Annotated in this window: 4 protein-coding genes; 1 reads left to right on the top strand and 3 read right to left on the bottom strand. The window is 72.6% G+C overall.

What is annotated here, in order from left to right:
* Positions 1–9: 9 nt before the first annotated feature.
* Entirely contained in the window at positions 10–9,174 is a 9,165-nt protein-coding gene (locus tag AMK11_RS38955) for a DNRLRE domain-containing protein (protein ID WP_073725131.1), read from the bottom strand.
* Positions 9,175–9,630: 456 nt separating this feature from the next.
* On the opposite strand from AMK11_RS38955, the gene AMK11_RS09550 reads away from it, so the two are divergent.
* Entirely contained in the window at positions 9,631–11,187 is a 1,557-nt protein-coding gene (locus AMK11_RS09550; RefSeq protein ID WP_073725133.1) for an FG-GAP and VCBS repeat-containing protein, read from the top strand.
* A gap of 18 nt (positions 11,188–11,205) precedes the next feature.
* Here AMK11_RS09550 and AMK11_RS09555 read toward each other — a convergent pair whose 3' ends face one another.
* Together AMK11_RS09555 and AMK11_RS09560 are read right to left on the bottom strand one after the other, a co-directional pair.
* A complete protein-coding gene (locus AMK11_RS09555) occupies positions 11,206–11,865 on the bottom strand; it encodes a response regulator transcription factor (protein ID WP_198941325.1) in 660 nt (219 codons plus the stop codon).
* A complete protein-coding gene (locus AMK11_RS09560) occupies positions 11,838–13,163 on the bottom strand; it encodes a sensor histidine kinase (RefSeq protein ID WP_073725137.1) in 1,326 nt (441 codons plus the stop codon). The genes AMK11_RS09555 and AMK11_RS09560 overlap by 28 nt, the downstream gene beginning before the upstream one ends.
* Between the last annotated feature and the right edge of the window lie 76 nt (positions 13,164–13,239).

Here is a 13,239-nt window from a genome sequence, read left to right on the forward strand (position 1 = left end):
CCACTGTTGTCACGGCACGTTGTCGATCCGGGCGCTGCCGGCGCCCTTGAGATTACCGGCCCACTTCAGCGTCAGATAATCAGGCGCCTTGTTGTCCCCCGAATAGTGCGCGGTCACCTGGTAGAAGATGGTCTCCCCGGTCTGGACCCGCTTCTCGAGCGCGCTCTCGTACTTGCTCATCCTGGGTGTGTTGGCCCTGGCGTGGAGCGGGACCAGGTTGCGCAGGTCGTTGCCGTCGCCGCCCAGCTGCCGTGCCAGCAGGTGGCCGCGGTGCAGGCCGGCACTTCCCCGGTAGCCCTGGGGGATGTGGTTGTAGTCCACCGGGTACTGGGTCGGCGAGCCGATGATCCGTGTGTCCTTGCTGTCGAGGACCCACTCGGACTCCACACCGAGGTGGCCGTCCACCTTCTCGGTGGACACATAGTTGTAGTCGCCCTTGTTCAGACAGGCGACGACCCCCTGGGCGCGCCCCAGGCTGTCCAGCGGCAGGTAGTGCACCGCCGTGTTGCCCTTGCGGCAGTTCTCCCGCCGGACCGGGGAATCCGTCGCGGTGTCGAACTCGTAGTCGCTGCTCGGCGTGAGCCAGCGCGACTTGTCGTACTCGGCGGCGAAGCCGGGGGTGGTCGCCTCGTAGGGCGTGGGCGGAACGAGGTCCTTGACCGACGTGGTGAACGAGTCGTCGACGAACTTCTCGTGCTCCGGGTCCACCTCGGCCTTGCTCGGCGGCTTGGGCGCCTCCTTTCTCAGCGCATCGGCGATCATGTCCGCCCACGGGGGCGGGGGCGGGGGCGGCGGTGGCCCGGCGTCCACGCAGCCGTAGACACACGGACCGAGCCCGCCGCCGGGGCCGTATCCACCGCCGCCACCACCGCCGGAGCCGAGGTAACCGATGCGGTAGCCGCCGCCCGGACTGACCTGGGAGCCGCGGTACGGGCCCGTGGAGTAATTGTTGTACGGCCGGATCGGGGCGAAGTGGGTCCTGGGCTTGTTCGTCAGGCTCCGGTACAGGTCGTACGCGTCCCAGGCCCAGCCGATCGGTCCGAGGGCCCGCTTGCCGGCGAACCTGAGTACCTTGCCGGGGTGCCGAGCGATCCAGCGGACGCCGGACTTGGCTGCCCGGCCCGCGGAGTTGGCGTAGCGCTCGGCCTCGTCGATGCCCTTGCTGATCCAGTCCGTGTCGACGCACACGCCCAGGAAGCAGGTGTCGTGCCCGCTGGGATCGGTGTTCAGCAGCGGACTGCCGCCGGCGTAGGTGTACCGGTTGGCGTTGACGGACGGGGCGGGGCTCAGCGTCCAGGAGTCCCGGGAGGAGAAGCCGCCGGCCGCCGGGTCGTACCAGCGGGCGTGCATGTTGACCTGCCCGGTGCCCGGGTCGGTGTACTCGCCCTGGTAGCCCAGCGGGCCCGTGCTGCCCGCGGAACCCGTCACCTCGCCGAAGGGCGAGTAGCCCTTCGACCCGGCCACCGTGCCGGTCGCGGCGGTGAAGGCACCGACGATGTCGCCGTGCAGGTTGGACAGCAGGGCCGCCGCGTTCGTGCCGTCCGGGTGCGCCGTGGACAGGGCCTCGCCGGACGGGTCGCGGAAGACCGGTCCTGCGGCCGTGGCCACGGGGTCGTTGGACTGGTCGGCGTACGTCAGCGACGCGTCGCCCTGTCGTACCAGGCGGCCCAGCGCGTCGTACCGGTACGCCGTGCCGTCCGCCGACACCATCCGGCCCAGCGCGTCGAACTGCGCCGAGTGAGTGCCACTCGCGTCGCTGCTGCCGGTGCGGGAGCCGCGCGCCGCATACGTGTACGTGACATCTCCGGCCGCCAGCAGGCGGTTGCGCGCGTCGTACGTCGCCGTCACGCCGCCCGCGCCGGTGCGGTTGCCCGCCGCGTCCCACGTGTACGCCGTCTCGGTGCCGTCGGCGGCGGTCCAGCCGGTCAGGCGGCCCGCCCAGTCGTAGCCGTAGGACTGGGAGCCCGCGCCCACCGTGCCGGTGGTGGTCTCACCGGTGAGGCGCGAGGCCGCGTCGTAGTCGTAGGCGGCGGACGCCGTCGTCGTACCGCCCGGCGCCTTCAGGGTGTCGGAGGTGACGCGGTCCAACGGGTCGTAGGTGTACACACGCGTCGCGCCCGTGCCGCCGTAGGCCACCGACGTCAGGCGCGAGGCCGTGTCGTAGTTGTACGTCCGGGTCGTCTTCGTCAGCGGGTCGGAGACCGTCCCCAGGCGGCCTGCCGCGTCGTAGCCGAAGGTGCCGTCGCCCGCCGCGTCCGTGCGGCCGGTCAGGCGGCTCTCCTCGTCGTAGGTGAAGGTGGCCGTGCCGGACGGGCCGTCGGCGGAGAGCAGGTTGCCGCGGTCGTCGTAGGTGTAGGTGTTCGTGCCGCCGGGCGCGCTCGCCGAGATGAGGTTGCCCGTGGCGTCGTAGCCGTAGGTGTCCGGGCTCGTCGCCGCCTCGGCGCCCGAACCGGTGGACCGGGTGACGCGGCCCAGCGCGTCGAAGGTCCGCTCGACCGTCACACCGCCCGGCTGGAGCTCCTTCACCGGCAGCCCGACCGCGTCGTACACGGTCGTCCAGGTGCGGTCCGCCGCGTCCGGGTGGGCCTCGGTGGCGGGTTCCAGCACCGACTCCAGTCTGTTCCGGCTGGTGAAGCCGTACCAGGTGGTGTTGTTCCTGCCGTCCGTGAGGCGGGTGCGGTTGCCCGCCGCGTCGTAGCCGTACGTCGTGGTGATCGACGTGTCGGCGTCGACCGGCTCGACCAGCTCGGTCAGGCGGCCCGCGGCGTCGAACGTCTGGTGGACCGTGTGGCCGAGGGCGTCGGTGACGGCGACGGGGTTGCCGGCCGCGTCGTAGGCGGAGGTCGTGGTGCGCAGGACCGTGCCCGCGCCGTCCTCGTCGCGGACCTGCGTCACGCGGCCCGCCGGGTCGTACGTGGTGCTCGTGGTGCGTCCCTGCGGGGTCGTCGCGGAGGTGGGCAGGCCGGTGGGGCCGTAGCCGTACGCCGTGACGCCGCCCGCGGTGTCCGTGATGGTGAGCGGGTCGCCCGCCGCGTTGTAGGTGCCGGTGGTGGTCAGGCCGGTCGGGCTCTTCGTCGAGCGCAGGTTGCCCGCGTCGTCGTAGGTGTACGTCGTGGTGAACGCGCCTGGCGCCGGGCGGCGTTCGAGCACCGTCGAGGTGATCTGCCGGCCGAGGTCGTCGTAGGTGGCCTCGGTGCGGACGCCGGTCGGGCCGGTGGCGGACAGCTGCTCGCCCAGCAGGTCGTAGGTGAACGTCGACACCGGGGCGGGGGCGCCCTCCTCGGGGGCGGGCAGCGTCACCCGGGCGAGGTTGCCGAGCTGGTCGTAGGCATAGGACGTGACCCGGCCCAGGGGGTCGGTCTCGCTCACCAGGTTGCCCGCCGCGTCGTACGCGCGGGTCGCCGTGCCGGGCAGCGCGGACGTGGCCCGGGCCGGGGTGTAGTCGGGCAGGGTCGTGCTCGTGGCGCGGCCCGCGCGGTCGTACGCGGTGTGGGTGACGTGGCCGTTCGGGTCGCGGACGTCGGTGGTCTCGCCGAAGGCGTTGTAGCCGACGGTGGTGGCCGGGCGGACCGTCACCGCCTCGGTCTGCCGGGTCTCGGCGGTGACCGGGGCCTCGCGGGTGAGGACCGGGCGGCCGAGCACGTCGTAGGCGTGCTCGGTGGTGAACGCGGCGGGGTCGGCGCCGGTGGCGTTGCCGCGCGGGCCGGTGGTGGCGACCACCAGGCCGCGGTCGTCGACCTCGTAGGTGGTGACCAGGTCGGCGGTGCCGTTCTCCACGGTCTGCCGGGTCAGGTCGCCCGTGGTGTCGCGGTCGTAGGTGACCTTCTCGGTGCGGGCGCCGCCCGCGCCCGTGCGGGTGACGGTCCGGACGGCGCCGCCGGCGTCGTAGGTGTAGGCGGTGCGCCGCGCCAGGCCGCCCGGGTCGAGGACCTCGGCGGTGACGCGTCCGGCGGCGTCCACCTCGTAGGCGGTGGTGACCGCGCCGTCGCCGGTGGTCTCGCGGACCAGGTGGCCGGCGGCGTCGTAGGAGCGGTCGCTGAGGACCAGGTCGCGGGTGGTGCCGTCCGGGTCGTGGAAACCGGTGAGGATCTCCTGGGCGGGCAGGCCGTCGTCGTAGTAGGTGTGGCGGGTGGTGCGGCCCATCGCGTCGGTGTGCTCGGCCAGACGGCCGGCCTGGTCGTACGCGTAGGAGTCGAGCACCACGTCGCGGGGATCGGAGGGATCGCCGGGGTCGCCGGTGAAGTCGGTCAGCGTGACCGTGGCGAGGGAGCCCAGCGCCGTGTAGGTGTACCGGAAGGTCCGGTCGCCCGGCAGGGTGCGGCTGGTCTGCCGCCCCTGGATGTCGTAGGTGTAGGTCTCCTCCGCCCCCTCGGGGCCCGTGAGGACGGCGAGTCTGCCGTGCGTGTCGTAGGCGCGCTTCGTGGTGCGGGCGGTGTCGCCGCCGAGGAGGTCGGCGACGGACTCCGTCAGGACGCGGCCGTCGTCGTCGTAGGTGTAGGTGGTGCGGGCGCGGTGCTCGGTGCCGGTGACCCGGTTCGTGGTGACCGGGCCGGTGACCGTCAGCGGGCGGGACTCGCCGTCGTACGTGGTGGTCGTGGTGACGCCGTCCGGGTGCGCGTCGGAGACCGCCTTGGCGCCGGTCTCGCGGCCGAGGGCGTCGTAGGTGTACTCGGTGACGGCGCCGCGGGGGTCGGTAACCTTCGCCAGGTCGCCGGCCGCCGTGTACTGGCGCCGGGTGACCGCGCCCCGGGCGTCGGTGCTGGTGGCGAGCAGACCCGCCGGGACGGTGCCGCCGCCGACGGCGGTCTCGGTGCCATCGGTGAAGGTGAACGACTCAGTGCCGGCCGGGGTGGTGGTGGAGGTCCGGTCGCCGTGGGCGTCGTAGGCGTGGGTCGTCTTGTAGGTGTCGTCCGTCGCGCTCGCCGAGCGGGCGTCGCGGACGGCGGTGAGCTGGTCGTTGCGGGGGTCGAGCGGGTCGTCGGCGTTCAGGAAGTAGCTGTTGTACGAGGTGTGGCAGGTGCCGTCGTCACCGGTCTCGCGGCAGGTCGTCTGCGAGATCCGGTTGCCGCGTTCGTCGTTGCCGAACCGGGTTACCGAGCCGTCGGGGCCGGTGGTGGCCGCGAGGAAGCCGCCGGTGTCGTAGGCGAAGCGCGCGGTGTGGCCGAGCGCGTCCGTCTGGGCGATCAGGCGGTTGCCCTGCAGCGGGTCGTAGGTGTAGCCGGACTTCCCTTCGCCGGGGCCGGTGACGGTGACGGTGAGGGTGGTGGTCCCGGCGACGGCCGGCTGGTCGTCGGTGGCGGGGGCGCCCTCGGTGCCGGTGACGGCGAGGTCGGAGAGCCGGTAGGTGCCGCCGTGGGCGTCCGTGTACGAGGACACCCGGTCGTGGACCGTGTCGTAGGCGACTTCGGCGTGCACCCGGCCGTCGGGCCGGGTGACCTTGGTGAGCTGCTGGGCGACGTCGGCGGCGGCGTGGTGCTCGGCGACGGTGCGGGCGCCCAGGGGGCGGGAGTAGACCGCGGCCTCGTCGATGTCGCCCGTGAAGTGGCCGACGGTGCCGGTGGTGGCGGGCCAGTTCTTCCAGTAGCCGGCGCCGAGGTAGACGAAGCGCTGGTCGTACTGGGTGATCTCGCCGCTGAGGCTGGCGGTCTTCTTGCCGTCGAGGTAGAGGGTCTGGGTGTTGCCGGCCGCGGTGAGCGCCGCGTGGTGCCAGGCGCCGTCGTTGACGGGGGCGGCGGAGGTCAGGGGCGCGGAGGTGCCGTTCCAGAACTCGCCGCGCAGCTTGCCGTCCGTGCCGACGTAAAGCGCAGGGGTGTACTTGCCGGTGGTGGCTTCTTCCAGGGTGTGGTCCTGGTAGCTGAGGAGGACACCGCTGCCGGTGGTGCGGAACCACAACTCGGCGGTCAGGTACGGGGTGTCGGAGACCACCTGGTCCGGCAGTTGCACGTAGGACGTGCTGCCGTTGAAGGCGGCCGACGTGTCGGGGCTGCCCGCGAGCGCGCCGGCGCCGCCGAGCGTGACGTCGCGGTAGGTGGCGGCGTGCTCGTCGCGGTCGAGCGGCAGGTCGCTGGCCGCGTCGGTGGCGCCGTCCTTCTCGTCGAGGCGCCAGTAGGAGAACGGCCCGGCGTCGTGGACGACGGTGCGGTGGTGGGAACCGTCGCCGTAGCCGTAGGTGGTGCAGGCGCCGAGGGTGTCCTCGGGGCCGCAGACCAGCGTGAGCCGGTCGCCGTCGTACGTGTACTCCCAGGTCAGCGGGTCGGCGCCGGGGGTGGGCGGGTCGGTGCTGACGGTGGCGACGTGGCCGCCGGCCCAGGTCAGGTGCAGGGCTCGGCCGCCCGTGGCGGTGACGGTGGTGAGGTCGTCATTCGCGTCGTAGGTGAGGGACTGGGCGCGGCCCCGGTAGTCGGTGACCCCGGTGAGCCGGCCGCCGGCGTCGAAGACGTAGTCGGTCTGCTCCTTATCGGTGAGCCGCCAGCCGCCGCCGGTGGTGGCGGTGAGGGTGGAGAAGCTGCCGTACGGGGGCGCGTAGGTGCCGTCGGGATTCTTGCCGAAGCGGACCTGCCGGCCGGTGGGCAAGGTGGCGACCACGTTGCCGGTGCCGTCGTCGTCCGGCTCGATCCGCATGTCGTAGCGGGTGGACCAGCCGGCACCGAAGGCGTTGTCGGCGCGCGGGTCACGGCTGTTGTAGGTGCGGGTGACGGTCAGGCCGGGGCCGACCGTGGCGACGGTGGCGTCGGTGTCGGTCGTGGTGTAGTTGCCGATGCCGGGGTCGATCTCCCGGCCCGAGCCGCCGGGTCCCTGGCCGCCCAGGTGCGAGGTGACGGCGGGCTGCTCGACGGCGGTGGTGAAGGTGTAGAAGGGGCTGAGCGGGGTCGACAGGCCGTTCTCCCGTGCCTTGACCCGCCACAGGTACTGCTTGCCCCAGGTCAGCTTCCCGGCCGGGACGTTCCAGGTGCGCTTCCCGGTCCAGCCGGAGTTGACGCAGTCGGTGGGGGCCTTCTCAGTGCCGGCGCAGACCTCGAACCAGTGCTCGATGCCGGCCCCGGATGGGTAGTGGTCGACGCTCTCCGAGCCGGTGAACAGCGCGGGGGTGAGGCTGCCGACCTGACCGCCCGGGGTCGGGTACACGTTCGTGATGCGCGGGCCGACGTCCTGGGAGGTGACGGTCACCGTGGTCACGGGCACGCTCTCGCTGGAGAACCACTTCTGGTCCCGCAGCCGCTGCATATCGAAGTTGACCTTGTACTTGCCCGGCGGCAGCGGGGGTATCCGCGCGCTCAGCGTGGTGTCGTCGCCCGGAGTGAGGCGCTCGTTGAGGCGGGTGAACGCCGCCTGTCCCATCAGCGCGCCGGTGCTGTAGTTGCGCACGCGGGTGCCGAGGCGGACCTCGTTCCAGCCGAGCGGCTCCCAGGTGAAGTCGCCGAGATTTTTGACCTTGACGCTGACCTCGCCGCTCTGGCCGCCGGTCAGCGGGGCGGTCTGGGAGCCGACGGTGTACTGCGCTCCCCACGGGCTGTGGGTCACGGACAGGTACGGCTTGTTGGAGGAGTTGGCGCTGCCGAACCGCTTCCAGGGGCCGCTGGTGTCGAAGTCGGCCCACAGGGCGAGGCCCTGGTTGGCAATCGAGCCGTTGACCCAGCCCTCGATGAGGTCGGTGCCCTTCTTGCCGAGGTCGAGGACGCGCCACTTGGAGCCGCCGCAGTTCTCGCCGTAGGCGAAGGAGTCGGAGGCGATCAGGTGATTGAAGCTGGGCGGGCGGTTGTCCCAGGTGACCGTGGTGGAGCTCCACGAGCCGGTCACCCGGTGGACGGTCATCTTCTGGGCGCTGCAGCTGGAGGACCAGACGTTGTACAGGCCGAGGTCGGCGTCGAGGATGTACCGGTTCTTGAGCCTGCTGGTGACGTTGTCGAACTTGAGGTAGCTGATGGCGCGGCTGGTGCCGGCGTCGTAGCTGCCGACCTTGAGCTCGTCGTCGCCGGCGAAGTTGCTGTCCGGCCAGGAGTTCTGGACGAAGGAGTCGCCGTTGTCGTCGATGTCTTCGACGCTGGGGTCGACCTGGACGGGGTAGACGCGGTCCGGGGAATCCAGCCAGGCCTCGTCCAGCAGAACCTTCAGCGACCAGTGCCCGTCGCTCTCCACGAGCCGGTAGTCGACGTCGCCGGACAGGGCCGGGCCGCCGGTCTGCGCGTCGTGGCCCGAGTCCTCCATCCATCCCTTGGGGACGACGGCCTGGACCTGGCCGGCCGTGTCCTTCAGCAGCACGGCTCCATGGGCGTCGAGCGACGGGGTGAGGCCGTCGAGGTGCAGCGGGAACGTCCACTCGGCGGGCGCGTCGGGCGAGTTGAGGACGATCGTCTCCTTGACCGCACCGTGCTCGGCCTCCAGGACGAGGTCGGAGTCCGGGCGGACGTCCGCGTAGTGCGCGCTGTCGTCGCGTACGTCGGCCTCGGCACCGGACGCGCCCGACAGGCCGAAGCCGACCTCGTGCCGTCCCTCGTCCACGCGCAGCGTGGCCAGTTGGGGGTCGTCGCCCCGTCGCGCCAGGGTGAGCCCGGTGTCGTCGGCGGCGGCGGCGAGTCGGTCGCTGCCGGCCTTCGCCCTCTCCGGGGCGCCCTTGGCGTCGGCCGCCGGGACGAGGGAGGTGTCGATCGGCTGCCAGGTGCCGTCCGCGTCCTGGAAGTGCACCTGCTCGGTGTAGACGCGGGTGGTGCGGGTGCCGTCGGTGTTGCGGAACTCCTTGGAGTTGACGGTGCGTTCGCCGGGCAGCTCGACGCCGGCGGCGGGGTCGTAACCGGTGGGTGCCTGCGGGTCCGCGTCCGTGGTGCGGGGGGCCAGGGCGGGCGTGCTGATCTTCGGCTCGACGGGGGTGAACGCGGCGCCCGGGTCGTGCAGGGCCAGCGCGTCCTCGTCCACCGCCAGGTCGGCGAGGTCGGCCTCGCCTCGCCCGTTGGCGTCGGTGCGTCCCGCGTTTACCTCGTGCTTCCGACCGGCCGCGGTGCCGGTGCGCTGCTCGGGCGGCGCGCTGTCGGCCCAGGGCGCGGCCTGGGCGGAGTGCACGAACGGCGTCAGCCCGGGCGGCGGCAGCAGGGTGGCGCCCAGCGCCAGCAGCAGGCTGCCGGACGTCAGGACGACGGCACGCGTGGCGCGCCCGGAGCGGTGGCGGGGGCGGCTGGGCACGGAACTCCTTGGAACCACAAGGCCGATCGCCCGCACGTGGGGCGATCGGCCGGAAGCAGGGGGCCGGGTGCGCTCGTACCGGAAGAGGCGGGAGGCACCCGGGCGGCGTACACGCTAGATGATCAGGCGGCCACTGAACCATGACCATGACAACGGATTTATAACGACATCCCCCGACATGACCACCCTCCACAGGCCGGTCACAGGATCTCCAGAGGGGCCGCTACCCTCCCTGACCTGCGATAAACAAATTCAGCCAGGGCTCAGCAAGCCACCGGATCCGCCCTCCGACCGTGATCAAGTCGAGACGATCACCTGGATAACCTGCGGCGTCATCGTGTGGAGCGGGCATTCCCCCACAGCGGTCCACACCTCCGTCACGAGGCCCGGGCGGCACTTTTGCGCCAATCGGAACCTCCGTACGGCCGCAGTGAAGTGAAGGGCAGTCAGGCAGTCATGGCCGAAGAGAAAGCGTCCAAGCGCCGTCCCCGGGTCTGGTACGCGGCCGTCGCACTGCTGGTCTGCGCGGCCGGTGCGGGCGCGGCCGTCCTCACCGCCGGGTCGGGCGGCGCCGCGGCACCGTACGACCTCAACGGCGACGGCAAGCCCGACCTGGTCGTCGGTCTGCCCGGCAACTCGGTCGGCGGCCACCCACGGGCCGGTTCGGTCGTGATCGCGAACGGCACCTCCACCGGGCCCGCGAGCACCTCGGTCCGCATCGACCAGGACTCCCCCGGCGTGGGCGGCGCCTCCGAGGCCGACGACGGCTTCGGCCAGTCCGTCGCCAGTTGCGACTTCGACGCGGACGGCTACGCGGACCTGGCGGTGTCCTCACCCCTGGAGATGATGGGCACCACCGAGGGCGCCGGCATGCTCAGCGTGCACTACGGCGGCTCCGGGGGCATTTACAACGGGACCACCGAGACCTTCTCCGAGGACACCGCCGCCTACCCCGGAACGGTCGGCTGGGACGAGGTCTTCACCTACTCGCTCGCCGCCGGCGACGTGAACGGTGACGGCTACTGCGACCTGGCCGTCGGCCAGCCCCTCGACCTCGCTGGCGGCAAGTCCAACGCCGGCACCATCAAGCTCATGCACGGCACCGCCTCCGGCCTCAACGCCGCCGACACCGTCCAGCTCGACCAGAACACGGCCAACGTGCCCGGCGCCCCCGAGGCCGAGGACCGCTTCGGGGAACGGATGGCGGTGGGCGACGTCAACGGCGACGGCATCGGTGACCTCGTGGTGGCGACCATCGGCGAGCAGATCTCCGGAAGTTCGGACCGCGGCTCGCTGCACGTGCTGTCCGGCCCCATCGACGACGCCCCGGCCGACAGCGACTACGTCGACTCGGGCAACGTCACCGGCATCGGCGAGTTCGCGGGCAGCGCCCTGGCGGTGGGCCACTTCGACGACGACGCGTACGCGGACGTGGCCGTCGGCGTGTCCGACGAGCAGGCCGGCGACAAGGGCGCCGCAGGCCGCCTCGCCGTCCTCTACGGCGACGCGCACGGACTGTCCGCCAACAGCCGCGTGAAGCTCTTCGACCAGGACACCCCCGGGATCGCGGGCGCCCCCGAGACCGAGGACTACTTCGCCGGCTCCCTCGCCGCGGGCGACTTCGACGGGGACGGCGTGGACGACCTGGTGGTCGGCATGCGAAGTGAGGCCATCGGCTCGGCCAAGGGCTCGGGGGCGGCCCTGGTCCTCTTCGGCAACGCCACCGGGGGCATCACCACGAAGGGCGCGGTGTGGGTCGACCAGGACACGGCGGGTGTGCCCGGAGTCGTGTCCGAGGGCGACCATTTCGGCTGGACGGTCGGAGCCCTGGACACCGACGGCAACGGCCGGGTCGAGCCCCTGGTCGGCGCTCCCGGCAACAGCGCCGGCACGGTCACCGTGCTCAAGGTGAGGCCCGGCACGCTGGAGTCGGCCAAGGCCCTCGCCGAGGTCGACCTGGGGTGGGCGGCGGGCAGCGACGGTGACGCGTTCGGTGTCGCCCTGCCGCACTGACCTGCCTGCGGCGCGGCGTCACGCCCGCAGATACGCCAGCACCGCCAGCACCCTGCGATGCGTGTCGTCCGCCGGGGGCAGGTCGAGCTTGGTGAGGATGCTGCCGATGTGCTTGCCCACGGCCGCATCGGAGACGACGAGCCGGCGGGCGATCGCGCCGTTCGATTTGCCCTCGGCGATCAGTGCCAGGACCTCCCGCTCGCGCGGGCTGAGCCGCTCCAGGGGGTCCCGGCGGCGGCGGAGCAACTGGCGTACCACTTCCGGGTCGACGACCGTGCCGCCGTCCGCCACGCCGACCAGCGCGTCGACGAACTCCTCGACCTGGCCGACACGGTCCTTGAGCAGGTAGCCGACACCCGTGCCGTCGCCGGAGTCCAGCAACTCGGCGGCGTAGGACCGCTGTACGTACTGGCTGAGTACGAGCACGGGCAGACCGGGACGCCGCTCCCGCAGCTCCACCGCCGCGCGCAGGCCCTCGTCCTGGAAGCCGGGCGGCATGCGGACGTCCGTCACGACGGCGTCCGGAGCGTGTTCGCCGACGGCCGCGACCAGCGCCTCCGCGTCGCCCACGGACGCCACGACCTCGTGGCCGAAGCGGGCGAGCAGACCGGCCAGACCGTCCCGCAGCAGGACGCTGTCCTCGGCCAGTACTACGCGAAGCGTTCGGTCCACTCGCAAGGAATCTCCACGCGCAACAGGGTCGGTCCGCCCGGCGGGCTGGACAGCGAGATTCTGCCATCCAGGACCGACACCCGGTCGGCGAGCCCGGTCAGGCCGCTGCCCCCACGAGTCCGCGCACCGGTACCGGCCTCCGTACCTGCCTCGGCACCGCCCCGGCCGTCGTCGTGGATCTCCAGGTGCAGTCGGCCGTCGCGGTGCCCGCCGGTCACCCGGGCCCGGTCGGCGCCACTGTGCCTGGCCACGTTGGCGAGGGCCTCGCAAACCACGAAGTAGGCGGCGGCCTCGACGGCCTGGGGCAGCCGGCCGGGCAGTTCCAGGCGCACGTCCACGGGGACGGCGGAGCGGTCGGCGGCGTCGTCGACGGCCGCCGTCAGGCCGTGGTCGGCGAGGACCTTGGGGTGGATGCCGTGGATCAGCTCGCGCAGTTCCTCCAGGGCCCTGCCCGCCTCCCCGTGGGCCTTGGCCAGCTGGTCGGCGAGCGGGCCGGGCGGCGCGTCGAGGCGGGCCAGGCCCAGTGTCATCGTCAGGGCGACCAGGCGCTGTTGGGCGCCGTCGTGCAGGTCGCGTTCGATCCGGCGGCGTTCGGCCTCGAAGGCGTCCACCAACCGGACGCGGGAGCGGGTGAGTTCGACGACGCGTGCGTCCAGGTCCGCCTCGCGCGGGCCGCCCAGGAGTACGCGGGTGAGGGCGGCGCGTGCGCCCGCCGCCAGGGCCAGCGCGTACGCGCCCAGGATGAGCAGCAGCAGCCCGAGGACCGCCGCGCCGCACGCCGTCGGCCAGGTGGTGACCGTCCACAGCTTGAGCACCTTCGCCTCCTCGCCGTCGCCGACGGTGGCCATCAGGAGAGGGGTGGCGGCGGTGGCCAGCGGGAAGGTGAGGGCGGCGGTGACGAGGAGGGCGTCCAGCGGCCAGAGGACGGTGGCGAGCAGCAGGGCGTGGCCCAGGTCCCGCCAGGTCGCGGGCTCGCGCAGGCGGGTGGTGAGCCAGGGCCAGGGGCCGGTGGCGGCGGGCTGCCGCCGGGGCGGGCCGGGGGCGGGGGCGTCGTCGGCCAGGCGCAGCCGGAGCCTTTCCAGGCGGGCCACGGGCAGGCCCGCGAGGGCGGTGAGCACCAGCAGCGGGAGACCCACGACGACGACGGAGAGGACTCCCCCGACGGTCACCAGGACCACCAGCCCCACCAGGGTCACGGCGCCGGTCACCGCACCGGTCAGCAGGTGGGCGACGGCGCGCCAGGGCCAAGCCGACAACAGGAAGCCGGGGGCGGACATGGCCTGCCACACGTTTCGAGGGCGCATGCGGATCACCGTAGGACCGCGGTGCGCGGCGGGGCCATCGGCCCAGGAGGAGTGATCGGGGTATGGCCTGCCATAC

The sequence above is a fragment of the Streptomyces sp. CB02414 genome (assembly GCF_001905385.1).
GTDB lineage: Bacteria > Actinomycetota > Actinomycetes > Streptomycetales > Streptomycetaceae > Streptomyces.

Coding starts and splice junctions, on each gene's coding strand:
- AMK11_RS09550 (WP_073725133.1), top strand. CDS start 9,631: ATGGCCGAAGAGAAAGCGTCCAAGCGCCGTCCCCGGGTCTGGTACGCG.
- AMK11_RS09560 (WP_073725137.1), bottom strand. CDS start 13,163: ATGCGCCCTCGAAACGTGTGGCAGGCCATGTCCGCCCCCGGCTTCCTG.